Origin of the sequence: Aeromicrobium sp. A1-2 (assembly GCF_003443875.1) — a bacterium.
Lineage (GTDB): Bacteria > Actinomycetota > Actinomycetes > Propionibacteriales > Nocardioidaceae > Aeromicrobium.
The window spans coordinates 3,033,307-3,056,728 of the sequence record NZ_CP027482.1; the positions used below are offsets into that span (position 1 = coordinate 3,033,307).

A 23,422-nucleotide genomic window follows, 5' to 3' on the forward strand; every position below is an offset into this window, starting at 1 on the left:
GGTCTGCTGACCCCGCCCGGTCAGGCCGCGTCGGCCAGCCCCGCCGACGCGCGGAGCCGCGCGAGCAGCTTCGCGAGGCGACGTGAGATCTGCATCTGGCTGACTCCGACGAGCTCGGCGATCTCCTGCTGCGTCTTGTCCTCGACGAACCGCAACCTCAGCAGCTCCCGCTCGTCGTCGTCGAGGTCCCGGCACAGCGGGCCGACCGTGACCCAGTCGTCGATGAACTCGTAGGCCGAGCCTTCAGCCGCGATCGTCTCGCCGAGTGGTCGTCCGTCCTCACGCACGGGCTGGTCGAGCGAGGTCGGCGAGAAGCAGCTGCGGGCCGCCATCGCCTCGCGCACGTCCTCGACCTCCGCGCCGATCTCGCCGGCGAGCGTCAGCACGTCGGGCTGATGGGAGTCCGCCTGCAGACAGCGCTCCGTCGCGCTCGAGATGTCGGCCTGCATCTGCTGGATGCGGCGCGGCGGACGCACCCCCCAGCAGTGGTCGCGGAAGTACTTCTTGATCTCACCGAGGATCGTGACCGTGGCGAAGGGGACGAATTCGCCCCGGTCGTGGTCGAACCCACGGATCGCCTTGACCAGGGCGAAGCACGCAACCTGAACCAGGTCGTCGCGATCGGCACCTCGACCGGCGTAGCGACCGGCGAGATTGTGGGCGAGGCCCAAGTGCCGGCGGACGATCTCGTCCTCGAGCATCGTCCGCTCGTGACCGTGCGTTGCGCCCGCGGCCTCGATCAGAGCGGTGATGTCGTCGTGCTGGAAATATGCGGAAATACTGTTCACGGAAACCCCCGGGGGCTCTCGATCCGTGCTCGGCAGCTGCTCAACCGGCGGGACCACCATGCCACCCCTGGCCCACGAAGCGCAAGAGGGTCCTGGCCACCAATGACCACGCCGCCTAGTTCCTTAGGACCAGTTCAGGTTCCGGCGGCGTCCGCTACTTTGTGTTTCGCTTGGCTCCACCCGGGTATCTCCGGGTGGGCGAGAGGAGGTCCGATGCCGCGCACCAGCCAGACCCAGACCGTCTCGGTCGCGGGCCATCGCCTCCGCCTCACGCACCCCGACAAGGTCATCTACCCCGAGACCGGGACGACCAAGGCCGAGGTCATGGCCTACTACATGGAGATCGCGCCGCATCTGCTGCCGCACCTCGCGGACCGCATCGTGACCCGCAAGCGCTGGGTCGACGGCGTGGGCTCTGCCGCCGACCCCGGTGAGGTGTTCTTCGAGAAGAATCTCCCGTCGTCGGCGCCGGACTGGATCCGACGCGTCGAGATCGAGCACCGAAACCACACCACGACGTACCCCGTGTTCGACAGCGCCGCGGCGCTGGCGTGGGCCGGGCAGGTGGCCGCCCTCGAGCTGCACGTGCCGCAGTGGCGGGTCGCCTCGCACGGAGTCCCACAGAATCCGGACCGTCTTGTGCTGGACCTCGACCCCGGCCCCGGCGCGGGGCTTCCCGAGTGCGTCGAGGTCGCCAAGCGGGCCAGGGCCTTGCTGCGGGAGCTCGACCTCGAGGCGTACCCGGTCACGAGCGGCAGCAAGGGCCTTCACCTGTACGCAGGACTCGACGGGCAGCACGACGCCGAGTACGTCAACCGGTTCGCCAAGCAGCTCGCGCTGGCGTTGGAGTCCGAGCTGCCCGACCTGGTCGTCAGCTCGATGAAGAAGAGCCTGCGCAACGGCAAGGTCCTGGTCGACTGGAGCCAGAACAACGGCAACAAGACCACGATCGCGCCGTACTCGCTGCGCGGGACATCGGTGCCGCACGTCGCGGCGCCCCGGACCTGGCGCGAGATGACCGCCGATCTCCAGCACCTCACGATGGACGAGGTGCTGACCCGGATGAAGCACCGCACGGATCCGCTGGCCGCCCTTGGCGGCGCGGCCCCCTCCGAGGATCGCCTCGCGACCTACCGGTCCAAGCGGGATTCGGCCAAGACCCCCGAGCCCGTGCCCGAGCTGGTGCCCGGCGGCAGCCACACGACGTCGTTCGTGATCCAGGAGCATCACGCCAGCAGCCTGCACTGGGACTTCCGGCTCGAGCGCGACGGCGTGCTGGTCTCGTGGGCCCTGCCCAAGGGGGTGCCGACCGATCCGAGCAAAAATCATCTGGCGATCCAGACCGAGGACCACCCGCTGGAGTACGCGACGTTCGAGGGTCACATCCCCCGGGGCGAGTACGGAGGCGGTGACGTCACGATCTGGGACGCCGGCACGTTCGAGCTGGAGAAATGGCGAGACGGCAAGGAGGTCATCGCGACGCTCACGGGCCGAGCGGGCGGCGGGCTCGACCAACCCCGCAAGTACGCCCTGATCAAGACCGGCAAGAACTGGTTGATCCATCTGATGGAGCCGAAGACCCGGACCGACGGGCCGAAGGCAGCACGAATGCCGGCCCGGCGGCTGGGTGACGGCTTCATCGCGCCCATGCTCGCGACCCTCGGCTCGACGAAGGACATCGACGAATCGTCGGACGCCTGGGCGTTCGAGATGAAGTGGGACGGCATCCGGGCGGTCGCGGTCGTCGACGGAAGCGACGTCGGCCTGTTCACCCGCAACGAGAAGGACGTCACCGCCGCCTATCCGGAGGTGGTCGAGGCTCTGGCTGCCCTCGGACTCGACGACACGGTGCTCGACGGCGAGATCGTGGCCCTCGACCGCGCAGGCGCGCCCGACTTCGGCCGGCTGCAGCGCCGAATGGGTCTGACCCGCCCAGCCGAGATCGCGGCGGCGCAGCGACACGTGTCGGTCGAGTACATGGTGTTTGACCTGTTGCGGTCCGAGGGTCGTGCGCTCGCGGGCGAGTCGTACGACGATCGACGCACGGCGTTGCTGGACCTGCGTATCGACGGTGCCGTCGCCCGCGTCCCCCTCGCCTTCGACGGATCGCTGGCCAAGGCGGTCGAGTCGAGCAAGGCGCTGGGTCTGGAGGGGGTGCTGGCCAAGCGTCGCGACAGCCGCTACCGCAGCGGCAAGCGCGCCCAGGCCTGGATCAAGATCAAGCACCGTCGCATGCAGGAGGTCGTCGTCGGCGGCTGGCGCACCGGCCTCGGTGCCAGGTCCGGCCGCATCGGCGCTCTACTGCTCGGCATCCCCGATCAGGGTGGGCTCCGCTACATCGGGCGGGTCGGCACTGGCTTCGACGAGCGCACCCTCACGGACCTGCAGCGACGGCTCGCGGGCTCGCCACGCAAGACCAGCCCGTTCATGGATGTTCCGCGTGACTCTGCTCGCGATGCACACTGGGTGACACCACGCCTGGTCGGCGAGGTGTCGTTCGCGGAGTGGACCGCCAGTGGTCAGCTTCGTCAGCCAAGCTGGCGCGGACTACGTACCGACAAGAAGCCGCAGGAGGTAGCCCTGGAGTGAGGTTGCACTTCCCCACGACACCACCGATCGACACGAGGAGAAACTCAATGCCCCGACCATTCAAGAAAAAGACCCTCCGCATCCAGCTCGAGGACCGGCTGGAAGGCCTCACCGAACAGACCGAGGAGCTGCGGCAGCAGGTCGCGGATCGCGCACCCGTCGTCCGCGACCAGCTGATCGACATGCTGCCCGACAAGGACCAGCTGCGGGATCTCCGGGACGACCTGTTCGACCGGCTTCCCGAGAACGTCCAGGACCGCCTGCCCGAGCGGGTCAAGCCCAAGCGCTCCAAGCTCAAGCGCATCGCGGTCTTGGGGATCCTTGCCGGCGCCGGTGCGGCCGCGGTCGCCGCGGTGCGCGGACGGGTCCAGAGCGCTCCTGCTCCGGACCCGTTCCCCCGGCCCCAGGCAGCTCCGGCTCCCCAGGCAGCTCCGACTCCCAAGCCGGCCCCGACACATGCCGCAGAGCCGGTGGCCGAGCCCACCGATGGGACCGACGACAAGTCGGGCGGCAAGAAGTCCTGACCGCACACGGGTCTCCGGGCAACCGCCCGGGGACCCGTGCCGTCCCGGGGGGAATGCACCGGCCGGATCGGGGTAAGTCGATCTCCACCGACGACCGCGGAGGACACGCATGACCGCTGAGCTCAACCCGACCCAGGCCTCGACCTGGACCGACGAGGAGATCGCGACAGTGCGGGCCACGCTCGTGCTCTCGATCGCCCGACTGAAGGCCGAGATCGAGCTGGTCAGCGGCGGGTTGGCGCGCTCTGTGTCCGAGTCGACGCTCGAGGTCCTGCACGACGACCTCGATGTCGCGTCGCACCGGTCCGAGCTCCTGCAGGACGCGGTGCAGGCCGAGAACGCCGTCGCGATCCTTGAGCAGACCGAGCACGTTCTGGATCGGCTCGACCATGGCCTGTACGGCACCTGTGAGCGCTGCTCCGGCTGGATCGCGCGTCCTCGGCTCGAGGCCTTCCCGCGGGCGACTCTTTGCATCTCCTGCGCCTGAACCGGCGCGCCCCGGCCGCACGGTCCGGTTGCACCCCTGCCGCTAGGCTCACTCCGTGACGCAACAGCAGAAGAAGCAGCTCCCCGTGTGGCAGGAGTCGATCCTTCTGGTCGCGACTGCCATGGTCATGGCAATCATCGTCAAGACGTTCTTCCTCCAGGCGTTCTACATCCCGTCGGAGTCGATGGAGCCCACGATGCTCGTCAACGACAAGCTCCTGGTGCAGAAGGTCTCCTACTGGGGTGGGGACGTCAAGCGCGGGGACATCGTCGTCTTCGACGATCCGGGGGGCTGGTTGAGCGCCGACGACTCCAAGCGTGCGTCCAACCCGATCCAGAAGGCGCTCGAGACCGTCGGGCTGTTTCCGACCGGCGGGCACCTGATCAAGCGGGTCATCGGAGTCGGTGGAGACGAGATTGCCTGCTGCAGCGACGGCAAGCTCACGATCAACGGCAAGAAGATCGACGAGCCCTATGTGCTCGACGAGACCGCCACCAAGGACAAGACGTTCGACATCAAGGTGCCCAAGAACCACCTGTGGGTCATGGGCGACAACCGCGGCAACTCCAGCGACTCGCGTGCACACCTCGGCGATCCGGGCGGTGGATTCATCTCCCAGGAATCAGTCGTGGGCAAGGCTTGGCTGCGGGTGTGGCCGTTCGGCCGGGCCGGATTCATCCACAAGCCCGACACGTTCGACGCGAACCTCGCACCCTGACGTCAGGCCGACCTGCGGCCACCTTGGTGGTCAGGTCCCACTGTTGTCCTGCTCAGTCGAGCTGTCCGCAGATCCGTTCTGCTGGGGCACCGTGGCGCGCGGTCCGTTCTGATTGCCGCGGAGTCGGCCCTGACGGCCGCCGATGTTGCCCCGGTCGCCTCGGTCGTCGCCACGGACCGATCCTTGCTTGCCCCGGTCGCTTCGGTCGCCCTGGTCGCTGTGGTTGCCGATCGCGAAGCCACCCAGGCCGCCAACCAGCAGCAGTCCTGCAGCGGCGCCTCCGGCGACGACCCGGCGCTTGGTCACGTGCTCGCTGAGCGGACGGCGCGGCGCGGGAGCCACGGCGGCGGCACTGTTGGCAGCCGCAGGCCCGGTGGCCGCCGGCATCGTGCTGGTCTCGTCCGATGCTGCAGGCGTGGCGGGCATGTCGGTCGTCTCGTCGCCGTCGTTGCTGCTCGGGGTGTCGCTCACTGGTGCTCCTCAGGTCGGTCGGAGTCCAGTCTCGGTTGCCATCCTGAAGTCGGGCTGCGACGGGCCTGTGCTGGCCCTGTGAGCCGTTCAGTCGTCCCACGCTCCGTCAGGCGAAGACGCCGATGATCTCCCGGTGACCGACCCAACCGATCAGAACCCCGTCGGCGACGACCCCGAGGACCTCGATCCCGTGCTCGAGCATCACCAGAGCGTCACCGACCGGAAGATCCGCCTCGACGCTCGCCGAGCTGCCGGTGAGCTCGACGATCCTCACGGTCGTGCCGGACGCGAGGGCGTCCATGAGCTCGTGCGCGGCGATGATGCCGACCAGGTGGCCATCGTCGGACACGACCGGGAGGGCAGGCTCGGCCGTCGCCGCGAACCGGGCCGCGGCCTCGTGCAGCGTCGTGGTCTCGAGCATCGGGCTCGGTGGGGCCGTCATGACGTCGGCGACCGTCGTACGGCGCAGCCGGTCGTCACCCGGCTCGTCGAGGTCGATGCCCCGCCGCAGGAGCTTGCGGGTGTAGACCGTGTCGTGGGAGACCAGGTGACTGACGCCAGTAGCCAGCACGATCGCCAACATCAGCGGCAGGATGATGGAGTACTCGCCGGTCAGCTCGAACAGGATCACAACCGCGGTGATCGGCGCCCGCGCAGCACCCGCGAACAGCGCACCCATGCCGACCAGTGCGTACGCGCCCGGAGAGCCGGCCTGCGACGGGTCGATCGCGTGCACCACGGCGCCGAATGCCGCACCCAGCATCGCCCCGACGAACAGGCTCGGCGCGAAGACCCCGCCCGATCCGCCGATGCCGATCGTCAGGCTGCAGGCCAGCATCTTGCCAACCAGCAGGACGCACAGGAAGGCGATGCCGTACCCGCCGCCGACCGCCTTGTCGAGCACGGGGTAGCCGACGCCGTACATCTGCGGCAGCACCAGTAGCACCACCCCGAGCAACAGCCCGCCGACCGCCGGCCGCAGCCACTCCGGCCCACGCCAGGCCCAGTCGCACACGTCCTCGACGGCATAGAGCACGCGGGAGAAGCCCACACCGAGCAGACCCGCAAGCAGGCCGAGCACCGCAAACAGCGGGTACTGCGTGAGGTGGTCGACGTGGAACGCCGGGAGGCGGAGGAACGGCTCGTCGCCCAGGATTCCCCTAGCGATGACGCTGGCGGTGACCGATGACAGCACGACCATGCCGAACGACTCGGCCGCCCACACTCCGAGGATCAGCTCCATCGAGAAGAACACACCGGCCAGCGGGGCGTTGAAGGTCGCGGCGATCCCGCCCGCTGCTCCGCACGCGACCAGCAGCCGGATGTGCCGCTCGTCCAGACGCAGGGCCTGCGCGATGGACGAGCCGAGCGCCGAGCCGATCTGCACGATCGGCCCTTCCCGGCCGACCGATCCGCCGCCGCCGATGCACAGAGCGCTCGCCAGCGACTTGACGAGCGCGACCCTGGGTCGGATGCGACCACCGTTGCGGGCGACCGCGAACATCACCTCGGGGACGCCGTGGCCCCGCGCCTCGGGTGCGAAGCGGTGGACCAGCGGACCGTAGACGAGTCCGGCGACGACGGGCGCCAGCAGGACGAACCACGGACCGAGCGCCGGGACCAAATGATGGGCCGCGCGGCCCGCGTCGGAGTAGTCGGTGTGCCCGCTGAAGACCTTCGTGAAGCCCTCGATGAGATAGCGGAACGCAACCGCGCCCAGACCCGCACCCGTGCCCACCGCGAGGGCCAGCACCACGAGGCCGACCTGGTGGCGACCCACGACGCGCGCGGCCCGATCGGCAACCGCGGACACGCGATCAGGAGCATCGGCGGAAGAGGGCATCACGTTGCACTATGCAACTGTTGGTGCACGCCGAGCAAATCGAGCCGTCACCGGACGCCGTCCGGCACGGGTCAGGAGCTCTCCTCGAACGCATCCGGCACGCCGTCGGCATTCGCATCCACGGACTCCTCCTCGAGGATCCGGCGATACGTCCGGTTGCGGCGCCGCAGGATCGCCGCAGCGATCAACGCCGCGAGCACCGAACCGACCAGCACGCCGACCTTGACATGGTCGTCGCGCATGCTGTCGGGACCATAGGCGAGCTCGCCGATCAACAGCGAGACCGTGAACCCGATACCGGCCAGCACGGAGACCCCGACCAGGTCGACCCACGCCAGGTCGTCGTCGAGCTCGGCGTGGGTCAACTTCGAGACGGCGTACGTCGTGCCGAAGATGCCCACGGTCTTGCCGAGCACGAGGGCCACCACGATGCCGATGGCGACCGGATCGGTCAGGGCCTCGCCCAGGCCGCTGAACCCGCCGACCGTGACACCCGCAGCGAACAGAGCGAAGATCGGCACCGCGATGCCGGACGAGAACGGCCGCACGCGGTGCTCGAAGTGCTCGGCCATGCCCGGACCGGCGTCCGGACCGCCAGCGGCGTCACTGCGGATGACCGGGACGGTGAACGCGAGCAGCACCCCGGCGACCGTGGCGTGGACGCCCGAGGCGTGGACGAGGCTCCACGCGATGACGGCCAAAGGCAGCAGGAGCCACCACGAGCGGATCCGGCGCTGCACCAGGAACCCGAAGATCGCGATCGGCACGAGGGCCAGCGCGAGCCAGCCGAGCTTGAGCGAGCTCGTGTAGAACAGCGCGATGACGGCGATCGCGAGCAGGTCGTCGACGACCGCCAGCGTCAGGAGGAAGGTGCGGAGCGCGGCGGGCAGGTGGGTGCTGATCACAGCGAGCACCGCGACCGCGAACGCGATGTCGGTCGCGGTCGGGATCGCCCAGCCCTGCAGAGCGCCGTCGCCCGTGCGGGCGTTGATGGCCACGAAGACCAGCGCCGGAGCCACCATGCCGCCGACCGCAGCAAGAACGGGGATCGCGGCGCGGCGCGGCTCACGTAGGTCGCCCGCGACGAACTCGCGCTTGACCTCGAGTCCGGCGACGAAGAAGAACACTGCCAGCAGGCCGTCGGCGGCCCACGTCGACAGACTCAGGTCGAGATGGAGCGCGGACGGGCCGACCGTGACGTTCTTGAGCGAGTCGTAACCGCCCTGCCACGGGGAGTTGGCCCACACGATCGCCGCGACGGATGCGATGAGGAGCAGCACGCCGCCGACGGTCTCCCGCCGCAGCAACTCAGCGATGCGAGCGGTCTCTGCCCAGGACCCGCGGGACAGAAGGGATGGTCGCTGGGGCTGCATGCTCACAATAGAACTCTCGGGGTCGACGACAGGATTGCCGACCAGACTTCCCGGCGCACCTGAAGCCAGTCTACCGGCCCGGGCCCTACGTCTCGACCGTTGCCCGACCCTCGTGGACGGGGGCATCTGGCCCGGACGGCAGCAGCATGAAGGGCGGTCGCGCGGCGCGCGCGCACGCGAAGCCGAGCAGCAGTAGGAAGCCGCCCAGGAGGATCGCTTCCGACAGGCCGATCCACTGGCCGACCAGGCCGATCGCCGGCGGCACCACGAACTGCGCGCCGTAGCCGAACGACGAGACCGCGCTCACGCGTACGTCGGCCATCCGATGGTCGCCCTCGCCGGCGGCCGAGACCGCGATGGGGAAGCCCAGCGACGCCCCGAAGCCCCACGCGACGATGCCCGCCACGATCCACTCACCGGATCCGCCGACGAAGGTCACGGTCCCCGCAAGCGCGAGCGCGGCACTCAGCCGGAGCACGGTCCCGCGGCCCAGCGCATCGACCAACCGACCGCCGACGACTCGCGCCAGCACGGCGCTGACCGAGAAGACCGTCAGCATCGCCGTCGCCCGCGCCGGAGACAGCCCCTTGACGTCGTGCGCCGCGACGATCAGCCAGTTGAAGGCGGCATGCTCGCTGGCGCAGAACACGAACACGATCACACCCAGCCCGATGACCCGTGGATCGAGAAGCTCGCGCAGGGCGCTGGGTCCGGCCGGGGCGTCGACGGTCCTCCTCCGCGGAGTCCGTTGGTCGTCGTACGAGAGCGCTGCCACCAGGAAGCCCGCGGCTGCGAGCGAGGATGCGCTGGCCAGGAATGGCAGCACTGGAACGCCCCACGCCACCGCGGCGACGCCGACGAAACCGCCAGCAACCGAGCCGATGCTGAACATCCCGTTCAGGCCGGGCAGCACGCTGCGCTGCATGACCTGCTCGACCCGCGAGCCCTGCAGGTTCATCCCGACGTCCACCAGCGCGAACCCGAGGCCGAACGTCGTGACGGCAGCTGCCGCTGCCGGGATCGAACCGCCGGCACCGGCCACACCCGCAGACACCGCCGAGAGCAGGAGGAGGATCGCCCCCCCCCGCTGGGTCCGGCGCTGCCCGGCCCACCGCATGACCCGGGGGGCACCGGCCAGCCCGATCAGCCCACCCGCCGCGAAGCCCAGCATCAACAGCCCAAGCTCGGCGGTGCCGAGGCCCAGCTGCAGACGAAGCCGCGGCAGCGTCGTGGTCCACGCACCCATCAGGAGCCCTGCCGACGCAAAGGTCAGCCGGCACCCGACCAGTCGTGACCGGTCGTGGGCGGACAGCTGCGTGGTCATGTCGACAAGTGTTTCTGATGGCTTGAATGGTATGCAATTCTGCGGTTGTATATCCGTCTGTGACGACTAAAGCGTGGATTCCAGCGAGCACATCGGCCCGGCTCGAACAGCTCGTCCGCGTGCGTCCCGGCATCACGCGTCAGGAGGCGGCGACCCGCCTGGGCCTGAGCACGTCGGCGGTCACGACTGCGGTCGCCCGACTCGTCGGGAGCGATCGGCTGGTCGAAACGGGTCCGGCCGAGGGCACCCGCGGACGCGGCCGACCACGCGGCTCGCTGAGCGTCACAAGCCCGGCCTCGACGGTTGGGGTGCTGCTCTACTCCTATGGCGTCTTCGAGCTCGCGGTCCTGGGCTACGACGGCACTACGCGGGCTCGTCAGCGACGGGAGGTGCCCGGGCTCCTGTCGGTTGACGATGTCGTGGCCGCGGCCCGAGGCCTGCTGGCGCGCTCCGCCGGTTGGCAACGGCCCGACCTGCTGGTGTTCGGCATCCCCTCGCCCTTTCACCGCGACGTCGGCCTGCCACCACGCCCGCCGGGTAGCGACACCGATCGTCGTTCATTCGCGAACGTCTTCACCGGAGACCCGTTCGAGGCGCTGGCCGAGGCCGTCGATGCCGAGGTGCTGTGGGAGAACGATGCCAACCTGGCCGCCCTCGGCGAGTGCTCGCAGCAGTCCGAGACCGAACGGTGCGCCCTCTACGTCAAGGTCGGCGGTGAGGGGATCGGGGCCGGACTGTGCATCGACGGTCGGATCATGTCCGGCGGGCACGGTCTCGGGGCGGAGATCGCCCACCTGCGCACCGATGACGACCCGCAGGCGATCTGCTCGTGCGGATCACGTGGCTGCCTCGACGTCAGCACCGGCCCGCGCCTGATGCGGCAGCTCGCCGACGCGTACGACCGCGAGCTCACGTGGGCCGAGTGGCTGGTCCTGGTCGAGACCGGCGCGGCCGGCCCGGTCCGCGTGATGCAGGACGTCGGTCGCCAGATCGCCCGCACGATCGGCAACGTCTGCACCTTCCTGGATCCGTCGAGCATCATCCTCGAGGCCGGCTCAGCCGCCTCGACAGCGGCGCTCGCGGAGGGATTCGCCGACCAGCTCGGTCAGCAGACACCGCCGTTCATCCACTCCGTCACGCAGATCAGGCACGGCAACCTCGGCGACCGAGCCGAGCTGCTCGGCGCGGTGGAGGTCGCGCGCCAGCACATCGGACCGTAGGCGGGGAATTCCGCCGCCACCGAAGGGGTTCCGCTAGGTGGGCTGCAACCCAGCTGCTGGCCACGACGACTCCCGCCACCACGAAAGTGACCTCATGCGACGCCGTTCCACCGAAGACCTGAGCCTTCCTGCCGACCTGACGCTGCTCGAGGCCGACGGGAGCCCCGCGCCGTTCGCGCTGCCCGCCCCGGGACGGCTCGAGGTCGTACAGCTGGTCCGCTACTTCGGCTGCCTGCCGTGCCAGGACTGGCTCGTCGAGCTCGACCGGCTCCGGCCCGAGCTCGAGCTGCGGGGCGCTTCCCCGGCAGCCGTCGGCGGCTCTGCGGACTATCAGGCCCAGTACCTCAAGGACGAGCGTGGCGTGCAGATGCCGATCTACCTCGACCCGACGCACGCCTTCCGCGACGCGGTCGACATGACCCGCCCGCTGGGACTCAAGCTCGCCAACCCCCGTGGCGCGGCAGCGTACGTGGGCTCGCTCCGGCGCGGCTTCCGGCCGCAGAAGATCACCAAGGACACCGTCCGCAGTCCCGGGGTCGTCATCGTCGACTCCCATGGCGCGATCAAGTGGCGCTACGAGGGGACCCGCATCGGCGACTACCCGCCGCACGCCGAGGTGCTCGCCGCACTCGAGAAACTTGCCCCCGCGGCCGCCTGAACCTGCTCGCTACAGGGCGGCGAGCACGTCCTGGGACTCCATCGGGTGCGAGAACATCGGGTAGTCGAAGGTGATCGCGTTGTCGTGCTCCTCCTGTGAGGTGCCGGCCAGGCAGTCCGTCAACGTGATGACCCGGAAGCCGGCCTCGTAGCCCGAGCGCATCGTCGACTCGACGCAGCAGTTGGTCAGGAAGCCGGCGAGGACGATCGTCTCGATGCCCTTGCTGCGCAGGATGAAGTCGAGGTTGGTGCTGGCGAAGGTGTCGAGTCCGCGCTTGCCCTCGATCACGATGTCGGTCTCGGCCGGTGTCAGGTCATCGATGATCGCGGCTCCCCACGAGCCCTTGACGAAAGCGTTGCCGTCGACGACGCCCTTGAGGATGCCGTACGGGTGGCGGGTCAGCTCGTTGTAGCCCGCGGAGAAGGTGATGGGCGCGTGCATGATCGTCGCGCCGGCTGCACGCGCGCTGTCGACGAAGGCGACCGTGTTGGCCAGCATCCCGGTCTTGTCCATGACCGGGGCGACGGCACCGTGCAGGACGCCACCTTCGGAGGCGAACTCGTTCTGGTACTCGATCAGGACGACTGCCGTCTTGGCGGGATCGAGCTTGAGTGTGTCGGTCATGGGATCACCTGTCTGCTGTGGCGTGGGTCACTGTCCGGGTTCATTGAACACCTTGTCAGACAAGCAGGCAAGTTTGGTAGCCTTCCGCCATGGCCCTCACCCCCGTCTCGCGGATCCCGCTCAGCCTGGACGTCGCCCAGCAGCTGCGTGCGGCGATCCTCGACAACTCATTCCCGGCCGACAGCGAGCTCCCGACCGAGTCCGAGCTCGCGGCCTCGTTCGGCGTGGGTCGATCCACGGTGCGCGAGGCACTGCGCGTACTGCAGTCGACCGGGCTGATCAGCGGAGCCGACAGCACCTCGACGGCACGGCCCCGGGTCACCCACGGGCGCACCGCGGACTCGGCCGCCCTGGCCCTCAGCACCGCGGTCCAGGTCGGCTCGATCCCGCTCGAGGACCTGGTCGCCCTGCGCGTCCTGCTCGAGTCGGAGTCGATGCGCTCCAACGTCGGCGTGCCCGATGCGGCCCGCGAGTGCCTGAGCACGATGGACGAGGCGGCCGCGCGCAGGGACGCCGACGCGTTCCACCTCGCCGACATCGACTTCCACGTCAGCCTCGCGCATGCCGGCGGCAACAAGGCGCTCGGCTTCGTGATCGCGGTGCTGCGCGACAGCATCGCTGGCCACCTGCTCGAAGCGCTCCGCAGCATGCCGGATCTCGACCGGGTGCTCGACCGGCTCAGCGCCGAGCATCACGCCATCGTCGACGCGCTCGACGCCAATGACCGGGAGCACGCCGCCGCTCTGGTCGTGGCGCACATCCAGGGCTTCTACGGGCCCGAGACATCATGATCGCCGTCGTCGATCAGCTCCGGGCCGCCGCCGCGGGCTCGGTCACCGAGGATCCAGCCGCGATGGAGGCCTACCGCTACGACCAGTGCGGGTTCGCTGATGCGGGTCGCCCGCTCGCGGTCGTGCACGCTACGTCGGTCGACGATGTCGTGGCCACGCTCAAGATCGCCGATGCGACGGCCACGCCCGTGGTCACCCGAGGCACCGGCACCGGGCTCGCCGGCGCGGCCAACGCGATCGACGGATGCATCGTCCTCAGCACCGCCCGACTGGACTCGATCCTCGACATCGACCCGGTGGCCCGCACCGCGCGTGTGCAGCCCGGCGTCATCAACGGCGATCTCGATCGGGCTGCCGCCGCACACGGGCTCTGGTACGCGCCGGACCCCGGCAGTCGGGACATCAGCTCGATCGGCGGAAACATGGCCACCAACGCCGGCGGCATGTGCTGTGCGAAGTACGGCGTCACGGCCGACCACGCATTGCAGCTGACGGCGGTGCTGGCCGGCGGCGAGATCATCCGGACCGGGTCGGCGACGAGGAAGGACGTGGCCGGACTCGACCTCACCCGGCTGTTGGTCGGTTCGGAGGGCACGCTCGCGGTCATCGTCGAGGCGACGGTTCGACTGCGACCCCGCCCGGCGCACACCGCCACGGTGGCGGCGACGTTCCCCACCGCGCGCGCAGCGATCGCCGCAGTGCTGGCGGTCGGCGACCTCGCTGACCCCTCGGCGGTCGAGGTCATGGACCGTACGACCGTCGCCGCGATCAACGCCATGACGCAGATGGGTCTGGACGAGTCCGCCGGTGCGGTCATGCTGATCCAATGCGACGGTCCGGGCGCGGCGGCCGAGGCCAGCGCCTGCGCCGCCCTGGCCACCGAGCACGGGGCGACCGAGGTGTTCCACACCGACGATCCCGATGAGGGCGAGGCCCTGATGCAGGCCAGGCGCGTGGCCTACACCGCGCTCGAGCGGCTGGGCACTCCGCTGCTCGACGACGTGTGTGTGGCGGTGCACCGACTGCCCGATCTGCTGGACGCCATCGAGCAGATCGCCGAGCAGTTCCAGGTCACGATCGGCACGTTCGGCCACGCCGCCGACGGAAACCTGCACCCCACGATCGTGTTCGACCCGGCAGACGCCGATGCCGCCGCCCGGGCGCGGTCAGCGTTCGACGCGATCGTACGGGCGACCCTCGCGCTGGACGGCACCCTCAGCGGCGAGCACGGCATCGGCGTCCTCAAGGCGCCATACCTGTCGTCGCAGTTCGGCGAGGTCGAGCGCGCGCTCATGAGCCGCATCAAGGCGGCGTTCGACCCGAACGGCGTGCTCAATCCCGGCAAGGCCTACTAGCGTCCAGGCCACCTGCCCTGCGACGCGGCTAGGCGATCCAGTCGGGCACGACAGGCTCGCTGCCATCGGCGCGTGATGCCCGACCGCCCGGGAGTGCGGCGACAACAGCGGTGAATCCCCGTTCACCATCCGCATTGACCTGGCGCTGGACCCCGGCGGGAACGACGATCGTGTCGCCGACCTGCACGTGGTGCTGTGCGGTGTCGACCTGGATGCGAGCGGCTCCGTCAACCACGTTCCAGACCTGCGCAACATCGAACGCATGCGGTGGTCCGGATGCGCCGGGATCCATCGCGACCCGCCAGACGGCGACGTCGGCTCCTCCCTGGGTGGGCGACGCATATGTGGTCATGACGGCATTGGGCGTAGCAGTTCGGCGGCTCTCGGCGTGTCGGATCACAGTCACGGCAGCACATCTCCTAAGTTAGACAACATGGTTGTCCATATAGTGAACCTGGTTGTCTATGTTGTCAACTGACCGCCCGGGCTACCAGCTGCCCCTGCTGCTTCTCGAGGGCTTTCGCATCATCATCGAAGACCTGCACGCCGAGCTCGACCGACGCGGTCACCCCGGCCTGCGTCCGGCCCACGGGTTCGCCCTCCAGGCTGTCGGCACGGAGGGCGCGACCACCGTCGACATGAGCCGCCGCCTCGGGATGACGAAGCAGGCCGCCGCCAAGCACATCGACGCGCTCGAGCGGCGGGGCTACGTCGAACGAACGGCTCATCCGACCGACGCGCGGAGCAAGCTGGTCCAACTCACGGCGCAAGGTGTCGACTGCCTCGACACTTCTGCACGCATCTTCGAGGAGCTGCGGACCGGCTGGGAGCGCGACCTCGGCCGTCCACAGCTCGACCAGCTCTTCGACGCCCTGGGAGTGCTCACCCACGGCAAGCCCCCACGCATGGACATGCCCGGATGGTTCGGGTCCTGAACTGTGCCGCACCCGCAATCAGGTGAGTGGGCCGAAGGCTAGCTGGAAGTAGGAGCTCAGGACTGATCCGGATCGGTCGAGCAGCACGGATCGTCACTGTCGCCGCAGCCATGTTCGCCCGAGAGGGTGCCCGCGCTGGGCGCACAGCATCCCTCACCACGCCATGCCTCGATGCCTTCACGGACAGCAACGGCCGCGATGACCAGCCCGGCGATGGGGTCGGCCCACGACCAGCCGAGGGTCGCGTTCAGCACCAGCCCCACCAGCAGGACTGCCGACAGGTAGGTGCACAGCAGCGTCTGGGTCCCGTCGGCGTAGACCGCGTTGGAGCCCAGCGCCCGTCCCGTACGGCGCTGCGCGAAGGAGATGAACGGCATGATGATCAACGAAGCGATCGCCAGCCCGATCCCGACCCTTGACGGCTCCGCATCCGTGCCCCAGACCAGACCACGGAGCGACTCGAAGCCGACATACGCAGCGAGGGCGAAGAAGGAGTAAGCCAGGAGCCGGAGTGCTTGTTGCTCGCGTTGCTCGGGGATCTTGTGGGAGAACTGCCACAAGATGATCAGACCGCTGGACACCTCGACGAAGGAGTCAAGACCGAACCCCACGAGCGCAATCGAGCCAGCAGCGACACCGGCGGTGATCGCGATGATGCCCTCGATGATGTTGTAGGTGACCGAGACGCTGGCCAGCAGCTTGGCCCGTCGCCCCAGAGCCCCTCTGTCGGAGGCCGCGGTCGTCGAGTCAGTCATGCGCGCGCACCCCGTGTTTGGGGCACAGCGTGACGGCGTAGCCGGTGAGCAGCAGCAGGTTCTCGGCAGCGGTCAGCAGGTCTGCGATTGCCACGGGATGGGTGACGCTGAAAACCGATGCCCGTCCTTCCGGCCGGGAGGTGACCAGCCCGCAGTCCTTCAAGCACGCCAAGTGCTTCGACACGGTCGACTGGGCCAGCCCGAGGTGCTCGGTCAGCTCGACCACGCGGTGCTCCCCCCGGAGGAGATGCTGCAGGATCACGAGTCGCGACTGGTCGCTGAAGCCGTGGAACAGGCACGAAGCCGCGGTCAGCGCCGCCTCGTCTCCACCCAGTTCGATATTTGCCGATATCATCGTCATAAGACGATGCTAACAAACCTTTGGTCCGGAGGCCGATCGAGAGCGGTTCGAGCAGGAACGAGACAAGCCCGCCATCCCGGTTTGCACGGGGATGACGGGCTCGTGTTGCGCGCCCGAAGGGATTCGAACCCCTAACCTTCTGATCCGTAGTCAGATGCTCTATCCGTTGAGCTACGGGCGCACGCCCCGAAGGGCCTCGCTGATCCTATCGTGACGATGCGCCCAACGAAAATCCGGCCTTGGCGACCTGTCATACGTGTGACCATGTTCACCCGTTCTGACGTGCAGATATGCGGCCAATCCGCGTAAAGTCGGCAAAATCGCCATCGCCCGACGGTGGCGATTCATCACACATCAGCTACCCGGGGCGATCGCGCCTCGGGAGTGCGGATCAATGCGCTTGATTCGCGATGCGCGAGAAGGAAAAGCTCACCTATGCCTGCAGACACCATCACCACCAGCTACCGCACCTCCCACGCCAAGCTCCAGGCCTGGGTGGATGAGGTTGCCGAACTCACCAAGCCGGACGACATCTACTGGTGCGAAGGAACCCCCGAAGAGTGGGTCCGCATCACCGACTCGCTGGTCGCCAGCGGCACCTTCGTGCGTCTCGACGAGAGCAAGAAGCCGAACTCCTTCTGGTGCGCATCCGACCCGACCGATGTCGCCCGGGTCGAGGACCGCACCTACATCTGCAGTGTTGACGAGGCCGACTGCGGCCCGACCAACAACTGGATGGAACCGGCCGACATGAAGGCCATCATGAAGGGCCTCTACGACGGCTGCATGCGTGGCCGCACGATGTACGTCATCCCGTTCGTCATGGGCCCGCTCGAGGCCAACAGCCCGATGTTCGGTGTCGAGATCACCGACTCCCCGTACGTCGTCAGCTCGATGACCGTCATGGCCCGCATCGGCCGCACGGTCCTGGACAAGATCGAGGCGGAGACCGCCGACTACGTCCCCGCCCTGCACTCGATCGGCTCGCCGCTCGACGCCGGCCAGGACGACGTCCCGTGGCCCTGCAACGACACCAAGTACATCGTCCAGTTCCCCGAGGAGCGGATGATCTGGTCGTTCGGCTCGGGCTACGGCGGCAACGCGCTGCTGGGCAAGAAGTGCTACTCCCTGCGCATCGCCTCGGTCATGGGCCGCGACGAGGGCTGGATGGCAGAGCACATGCTGATCCTCAAGCTCACCAACCCCGAAGGTGTCGTCAAGTACGTCGCCGCGGCGTTCCCGAGCGCGTGTGGCAAGACCAACCTCGCGATGGTCGACCCGACGATCCCGGGCTGGAAGGCCGAGACGATCGGCGACGACATCGCCTGGATCCGGGTCGGGGCCGACGGACGTCTCTACGCCGTCACCCCCGAGTTCGGCCTGTTCGGCGTCGCGCCGGGCACCGGCTGGGCGACCAACGCCAACGCCATGCGCACGATCGCCAAGGGCAACTCGGTCTTCACCAACGTCGCCCTGACCGATGATGGCGACGTCTGGTGGGAAGGCATGACCGAGGACGCTCCGGCGCACCTGACGGACTGGAAGGGCAACGACTGGACGCCCGACAGCGATGTCGTGTCGAGCCACCCGAACAGCCGCTTCTGCACCCCGATCAAGCAGTGCCCGGTCATCGCGCCGGAGTACGACGACCCGAACGGCGTCCCGCTCGACGCGATCCTGTTCGGTGGCCGCCGCAAGACCACGATCCCCCCGGTGACCGAGGCGCGCGACTGGAACCACGGCACGTTCATGGGCGCGACGCTGTCGTCGGAGACGACCGCCGCTGCGACCGGTGAGGTCGGCGTCGTCCGTCGCGATCCGATGGCGATGCTGCCGTTCATCGGCTACGACGCCGGTGACTACTTCAGCCACTGGATCAACATGGCCAAGAACAACGACGAGTCGAAGTTTCCGAAGATCTTCTACGTCAACTGGTTCCGTCGTGACGAGGACGGCGGGTTCCTGTGGCCCGGCTTCGCCGAGAACAGCCGCATCCTCAAGTACGTCCTCGATCGCGTCGAGGGCAACGTCGAGGCCAACGAGACGCCGATCGGTCTCGTGCCGGCCCCGGGCGCCATCGACACCGACGGCCTGAACGTCAGCGAGGAGCAGCTGGCTGCGGCCCTGCGCGTCGACACGGACGAGTGGAAGGCCGAGATCCCGCAGATCAACGAGTGGTTCGAGAAGTTCGGCGACAAGCTGCCGACCGTGCTCTGGACCGAGCTCGACGGTCTCAAGGCCCGCCTCGGCGAGTAGTCACGGGCAACACCCGCCGGCCCCAAGATGTGGGCACTTTCCGGCCATTTCCATTGTGGAATGTCCCGGGAAGTGCCCACATCTTGCGGTTTGGTCAGCCGGTGTTGCGGAGGCCGGCCGAGATGCCGTTGATGGTCAGGAGCAGAGCCCGCTGCAGGTCCTCGTCGGGCTCCTCGCCGTCGGGCACGGCTCGCACCGACCGCAGGAGGGAGACCTGGAGCGCGTGCAGAGGCGCGAGGTAGAGGTCGCGCAGCTCGAGGGTGTGCTGCAGCACCGGCGCCGCCTCCAGCAGTGTCGCGTCACCTGTCACCCGCAGCACCTGCTCGACCGCGAGCTCGTGCTCGCGCTTGATCGTGTCGAACACACCGCGGGCACCGTCCGGCACGAGCGCCTGGACGTACTCCGCGGCGATGTCGAGGTCGGTCTTGGCGAGCGTCATCTGCACGTTGGAGATGAACGTGCGGAAGAAGGCCCACGACCCGTACATCTCCTGCAGCGTCTCACCACGGCCGTCGTCGAACGCCGCCGCCAGCCCTGACCCGACTCCGAACCAGCCGGGCAGGATGATGCGCGACTGCGTCCAGCCGAAGACCCAGGGAATCGCCCGCAGGTCGTCGAGGCCACCCTCACCGCCGGGACGCTTGGCCGGGCGCGAGCCGATGTTCATCTTGCCGAGCTCGTCGACCGGTGTCGCAGCGACGAAGAACCGTACGAGGTCGGGGTCGCCCACGAGCGCCCGATAGGCCAGCTTGCCCTGTTCGGCAACGAGGTCCATCGTGCCGTTCCAGCCGTCGAGCAGCTCGGCCGGCAGCAGCGACTTGCGGTGCAGCACCGACGCCTCGAGAACCGCGGCGAGCGCCGCCTCGAGGTTTTGCCGACCCAGGCCCGGCAACGCGTACTTGTCGGAGATGACCTCGCCCTGCTCGGTGATCTTGATCTGTCCGTCGAGGCTCCCGTACGGCTGCGACATGATCGCCTCGGCCGTGGGTCCACCCCCGCGACCGGTCGATCCACCGCGTCCGTGGAACAACCGGAGTACCACGCCGTGCCGTGCCGCGACGTCGCGCAGGGCCCGTTGCGCCCGGTGCACCTGCCACTGCGAGGCGGCGATGCCGGCGTCCTTGGAGGAGTCGGAGTAGCCCAGCATGATCTCCTGCACGTCACCGCGCGCCGTCACGACGCGTCGGTAGGACGGGTCGCCGAGGAGTGCATCGAGCAGCGGGCCCGCAGCCTCCAGCTCGGCCACGGTCTCGAACAGCGGCGCGAACCCGATGCGGGCCTTGACCTCGTCGCCGGTGAAGTCGACGAGCCCGACCTCTCGAGCGAGGACGACGACCGCGAACAGGTCGTCCACGTCGTGGGTCATCGACACGATGTAGGTCTCGATGACTTCGGGACCGTACGAGTCGAGCGCCTCGCGGATGACCTCGAGCAGCCCGAGAGAAGCCGCGGCGGCATCACCCAGCCCGCCGACACCGACGCCAGTCAGTGGTCGGACGGACGCCATCTCCTGCGACAGCACCCGGATGCGTTCGGGACGCTCGAGGGCCGCGTAGTCGATCTCGCCGAGACGCGCATACAGCTGCGAGAGGGCGGCGTGATGCTTGGCGCTGTGCTCGCGCACGTCCATCGTGGCGAGCCCCGCTCCGAAGGCCACGACCGTGCGGATGAGCCGCAGGATTCCGCCGTTGCCGGTGAGCTCGTCGTTGCCGGCCAACATCGCGTCGCGGACCAGCATGAGGTCGTTGACCATCTCGTCGAACGCAAGGTAGTCGCGGCCCGGCTCGTGGGGTGTGCCGTTGACCAGCCTGTCCCGGCTCCGCATGAGCCGCACGCGGACGAAGCTCAGCTTGAGCCGGTAGGGCTCGTCGGCGTTGAGGCGGCGGATCGTCTCCCACGTGATCGGCAGCGCGACGGCGTCCGCCTCGAGACTGCGGAGCAGGTCGTCGGTGGCCGTGACGATTCGCGTCGAGGCGGTCATCTCGGTGAGGATCTCGTCGACCATCCCGATCAGCTCGGAGAGGCCCGAGGTGTGCTGCAGATGCAGGATCTCCAGGGTCACGGCCGGCGTGACGTTGGGGTTGCCGTCGCGGTCACCGCCGGCCCACGTGCCGAACCGTAACGGCCGAGCCGTGGCCGGGAGCGCCACGGCGATGCGGTCGAGCTGGCGATCAAGCTCGGCGAGCAGGCCCGGCACGACCTCGGAGGCGATCGATCGCAGGTAGTAGACGGCGGTCCGCGCCTCGTCGGACGGCTCCGGGCGAACGACCCGCAGCTCGTCGGTCTGCCACACCAGGTCGACCAGCTCGGCGAGCCGACGCTCGTCGGCCTGGGCCTCCGCCGCTGGCCGTCGGGGGTCTTCCATGACGCGGATGGTCTCGGCGACCTTGCGCAGCAGTCGAAGGACGCTGCGGCGGCTGGCCTCGGTGGGATGTGCCGTGAACACCGGCCGGTACTCCATCCGGCCGAGCACCTCGGTGAGCAGGTCGCGAGACAGGCTTCCGTCCGTCAGGGCCGAGTCGATGCGTCCGATGGCCGCGGAGAGCGGTCCCTCGCCGTCGGCCGCGAGCTCCTGCCACCGGTGCAGCTGTTCGGTCGTGTTGACCAGCTGGAAGTACGCCGTGAAGGCGCGGGCCAGGACCACGGCCGTACCGGAGTCGATGCCGTCGAGGACTCGATGCAGCTCGACGTCGTCGGGCTGGCGGGCGAGGCCGCGCACCCGCTCGACGAGGGCCAGCAGGTCGGCGCCCTCGTGCCGGGTGAGCGCCTCACCCAGCAGGGCCGAGAGCTGGCGCACCGAGGCGCGCAAGGAGGTGTGCTCGACGTCGGACGACACCCCTCCTCCGAATGACGCAGCGTCTGGCTGGCGGCGGTCGGACTCGAGGATCTCTTCGGTGGTCAAGCGGCTCTGAGGCGTCACGCGTCTAGTCTGCCTCGCGAATGTTGCGTCCGTATGTTCGGATGACGACTGTTCCCTGCGAGCGGGTCGGCGTGCGTGCCTGTGGGCCGCCGGACGTGTGGTCAGGCGGCTTGGCGGTAGTTGCTTCGTCGTCGGCGTCGGAGGGTGCGGCCGGCTTTGGTGGTGAAGGTGAATCCGTCGACCGCGTTGCCGGTGATGTTGAGACGACCACGGTGCAGCAGATGATGGCAGCGGGTGCACAGTCCGACCAGGAGGTCGAGGTCTGTCGGTCCGCCCAACGACCACCAGATGCTGTGGTGGATCTCCAGGTGGGTGTGGTGGCAGCCCGGCGTCGCGCACACCCCGTGTTGACGGGCGATGACCGACCTGCGTTGCAGCAGGTTGGGTTGGTACTTCGCGGTGCCGGCGTTCAGCACCTGCGCCTGGCGGTCGCTGCCGCCGTTTTTCATCAGGAACGCGGTGAAGTCACTGACACACAGCAAATACATCAACAGGTTTGGTCCGATCGCGCCATGTCCGGCGAGCTTGGCGGGTTCGGTGGCGGGCATCGGGTCGGGGATCAGGTGTGGGTTCTCGGTCGTGGCCTTCACATGCGAAGCAGCCGCTTCCAAGGTGTCGGCGTCCACGAACACCGACAGGTGCGGTTTGACGCCCTTGTCGGAGGGGAGCCCGTTGCCCAGGATGTCGGTCAACAGGTCATCGAGCCCCTGGACCCGGCGCTGCGCACCCGTTCGGGTGTCCTCGGCATCGTGTGGTGCCGACACGGAGTCCAGGACCTTCTTGAGCTTGGCGCCAGTCACGGTGTTGAGGAAACCCGTGACGTGCCAGCCGTCGGGGAGGGCGTCTACGGCGATGTCTTCCTTGTCCATGCCCCGCTCCCACGCATCGTCGAGATCTTCGGGATGGATCGTGTCCTTCAAGTGTTTGACGGCCTCGAAAAGCTCGGCCGGCTCATGGTGGGAGGCGACGTCGACGAGCACGTCCTCGAACTGGCGCATCGGCTCCAACCCCACATGGCGTAGTCCATAGACGAACACCCGCACATGGGCGGCGCTGATCTGCCCCGACATAGCTGCGCCGGCCATCAGCGGCAGGTCCCGCAAAGCAACCACATTCTTGACCAACACCGTGGCCTGACCCGGGTTGAGCCGCAACTGGTTGCGGACCCACGTGTTCAACGTCGACGCGCCATCGATCTCGTAATCCTTCGACGCCTCCAGCTCGGCCAGCAACATCGCCTTGGCCGCATCCAAGGCGTCCTGCGCGCACTGGACCGCCCGGATCTTGTCCCGCACGTCACCCGACGACAGCACCTGCGCGGCGGTGCGCATCGCGTCGATCGTCGGGTGGGAATTCATGCCTCCATACTACTCGAACACACGTTCGAAGACAAGACTTTTCCACTGAAATTCAAGCAGATTATGGATGTC

General features: G+C 68.4%; 21 protein-coding genes and 1 tRNA gene. 10 read left to right on the forward strand and 12 right to left on the reverse strand.

The window, feature by feature from the left end; all coding sequences use genetic code 11:
* Positions 1-20 precede the first annotated feature (20 nt).
* Positions 21-788: a sigma-70 family RNA polymerase sigma factor gene (locus C6I20_RS14935; protein WP_162891358.1), complete on the reverse strand. Its 768-nt coding sequence runs from the start codon at positions 786-788 to the stop codon at positions 21-23.
* Between the two features lie 213 nt (positions 789-1,001).
* Between C6I20_RS14935 and C6I20_RS14940 the strand changes: the two genes are divergently transcribed.
* From C6I20_RS14940 to lepB, 4 genes are all read left to right on the forward strand, one after another.
* Complete coding sequence (locus C6I20_RS14940; RefSeq protein ID WP_118397390.1) at positions 1,002-3,377, forward strand: ATP-dependent DNA ligase; 2,376 nt, start codon at positions 1,002-1,004, stop codon at positions 3,375-3,377.
* A 47-nt stretch (positions 3,378-3,424) separates the two neighbouring features.
* The gene (locus tag C6I20_RS14945; protein WP_118397393.1) at positions 3,425-3,901 is read left to right on the forward strand and encodes a hypothetical protein; all 477 of its coding nucleotides are present in this window, start codon (positions 3,425-3,427) and stop codon (positions 3,899-3,901) included.
* A 109-nt stretch (positions 3,902-4,010) separates the two neighbouring features.
* Entirely contained in the window at positions 4,011-4,388 is a 378-nt protein-coding gene (locus tag C6I20_RS14950; protein ID WP_118397397.1) for a TraR/DksA C4-type zinc finger protein, read from the forward strand.
* 55 nt (positions 4,389-4,443) lie between these two features.
* A complete protein-coding gene (gene lepB / locus C6I20_RS14955; RefSeq protein WP_118397400.1) occupies positions 4,444-5,106 on the forward strand; it encodes a signal peptidase I in 663 nt (220 codons plus the stop codon).
* Positions 5,107-5,136: 30 nt separating this feature from the next.
* Here the strand turns inward: lepB and C6I20_RS14960 are convergent, their stop codons facing one another.
* From C6I20_RS14960 to C6I20_RS14975, 4 genes are all read right to left on the reverse strand, one after another.
* Positions 5,137-5,577: a hypothetical protein gene (locus tag C6I20_RS14960; protein WP_118397403.1), complete on the reverse strand. Its 441-nt coding sequence runs from the start codon at positions 5,575-5,577 to the stop codon at positions 5,137-5,139.
* A 106-nt stretch (positions 5,578-5,683) separates the two neighbouring features.
* Complete coding sequence (locus tag C6I20_RS14965) at positions 5,684-7,420, reverse strand: chloride channel protein (RefSeq protein WP_118397406.1); 1,737 nt, start codon at positions 7,418-7,420, stop codon at positions 5,684-5,686.
* 71 nt (positions 7,421-7,491) lie between these two features.
* Positions 7,492-8,793, reverse strand: a complete 1,302-nt coding sequence (nhaA, locus tag C6I20_RS14970) for a Na+/H+ antiporter NhaA (protein WP_118397409.1) — start codon at positions 8,791-8,793, stop codon at positions 7,492-7,494.
* A gap of 85 nt (positions 8,794-8,878) precedes the next feature.
* Positions 8,879-10,117, reverse strand: a complete 1,239-nt coding sequence (locus tag C6I20_RS14975) for an MFS transporter (RefSeq protein ID WP_118397412.1) — start codon at positions 10,115-10,117, stop codon at positions 8,879-8,881.
* 59 nt (positions 10,118-10,176) lie between these two features.
* On the opposite strand from C6I20_RS14975, the gene C6I20_RS14980 reads away from it, so the two are divergent.
* Positions 10,177-11,337 carry an ROK family protein gene (locus C6I20_RS14980; protein ID WP_162891359.1) on the forward strand — a complete coding sequence of 387 codons (1,161 nt, stop codon included), beginning with the start codon at positions 10,177-10,179 and terminating at the stop codon, positions 11,335-11,337.
* Between the two features lie 94 nt (positions 11,338-11,431).
* Positions 11,432-11,995, forward strand: a complete 564-nt coding sequence (locus tag C6I20_RS14985) for an AhpC/TSA family protein (RefSeq protein ID WP_118397418.1) — start codon at positions 11,432-11,434, stop codon at positions 11,993-11,995.
* A 9-nt stretch (positions 11,996-12,004) separates the two neighbouring features.
* Here C6I20_RS14985 and C6I20_RS14990 read toward each other — a convergent pair whose 3' ends face one another.
* Positions 12,005-12,619 carry a cysteine hydrolase gene (locus C6I20_RS14990; RefSeq protein ID WP_118397421.1) on the reverse strand — a complete coding sequence of 205 codons (615 nt, stop codon included), beginning with the start codon at positions 12,617-12,619 and terminating at the stop codon, positions 12,005-12,007.
* An 89-nt stretch (positions 12,620-12,708) separates the two neighbouring features.
* Here C6I20_RS14990 and C6I20_RS14995 point away from each other — a divergent pair, with 89 nt between their 5' ends.
* On the forward strand, positions 12,709-13,410 hold the full coding sequence (locus tag C6I20_RS14995; RefSeq protein WP_118397424.1) for a FadR/GntR family transcriptional regulator: 702 nt from the start codon (positions 12,709-12,711) through the stop codon (positions 13,408-13,410).
* Positions 13,407-14,765 (forward strand): FAD-binding oxidoreductase, encoded by a 1,359-nt coding sequence (locus tag C6I20_RS15000; protein WP_118397427.1) that lies wholly within the window; start codon positions 13,407-13,409, stop codon positions 14,763-14,765. Before C6I20_RS14995 ends, C6I20_RS15000 begins: the two co-directional genes overlap by 4 nt.
* Positions 14,766-14,793: 28 nt before the next feature.
* On the opposite strand, the gene C6I20_RS15005 is transcribed toward C6I20_RS15000, so the two are convergent.
* Entirely contained in the window at positions 14,794-15,117 is a 324-nt protein-coding gene (locus C6I20_RS15005; protein WP_216822908.1) for a cupin domain-containing protein, read from the reverse strand.
* Between the two features lie 112 nt (positions 15,118-15,229).
* On the opposite strand from C6I20_RS15005, the gene C6I20_RS15010 reads away from it, so the two are divergent.
* Positions 15,230-15,700: a MarR family winged helix-turn-helix transcriptional regulator gene (locus C6I20_RS15010; RefSeq protein WP_118397433.1), complete on the forward strand. Its 471-nt coding sequence runs from the start codon at positions 15,230-15,232 to the stop codon at positions 15,698-15,700.
* 56 nt (positions 15,701-15,756) lie between these two features.
* Here C6I20_RS15010 and C6I20_RS15015 read toward each other — a convergent pair whose 3' ends face one another.
* From C6I20_RS15015 to C6I20_RS15025, 3 genes are all read right to left on the reverse strand, one after another.
* Entirely contained in the window at positions 15,757-16,455 is a 699-nt protein-coding gene (locus tag C6I20_RS15015; RefSeq protein WP_118397436.1) for a cation diffusion facilitator family transporter, read from the reverse strand.
* Positions 16,448-16,816 carry a helix-turn-helix transcriptional regulator gene (locus tag C6I20_RS15020; protein WP_118397439.1) on the reverse strand — a complete coding sequence of 123 codons (369 nt, stop codon included), beginning with the start codon at positions 16,814-16,816 and terminating at the stop codon, positions 16,448-16,450. Before C6I20_RS15020 ends, C6I20_RS15015 begins: the two co-directional genes overlap by 8 nt.
* 108 nt (positions 16,817-16,924) lie before the next feature.
* A tRNA-Arg gene (locus tag C6I20_RS15025) sits at positions 16,925-16,997 on the reverse strand.
* Positions 16,998-17,251: 254 nt separating this feature from the next.
* Here C6I20_RS15025 and C6I20_RS15030 point away from each other — a divergent pair.
* Positions 17,252-19,072: a phosphoenolpyruvate carboxykinase (GTP) gene (locus C6I20_RS15030; protein ID WP_118397442.1), complete on the forward strand. Its 1,821-nt coding sequence runs from the start codon at positions 17,252-17,254 to the stop codon at positions 19,070-19,072.
* A gap of 94 nt (positions 19,073-19,166) precedes the next feature.
* Here C6I20_RS15030 and ppc read toward each other — a convergent pair whose 3' ends face one another.
* Positions 19,167-21,992 carry a phosphoenolpyruvate carboxylase gene (gene ppc / locus C6I20_RS15035; protein ID WP_254052160.1) on the reverse strand — a complete coding sequence of 942 codons (2,826 nt, stop codon included), beginning with the start codon at positions 21,990-21,992 and terminating at the stop codon, positions 19,167-19,169.
* A 101-nt stretch (positions 21,993-22,093) separates the two neighbouring features.
* The gene (locus tag C6I20_RS15040; protein WP_118397445.1) at positions 22,094-23,350 is read right to left on the reverse strand and encodes an HNH endonuclease signature motif containing protein; all 1,257 of its coding nucleotides are present in this window, start codon (positions 23,348-23,350) and stop codon (positions 22,094-22,096) included.
* Between the last annotated feature and the right edge of the window lie 72 nt (positions 23,351-23,422).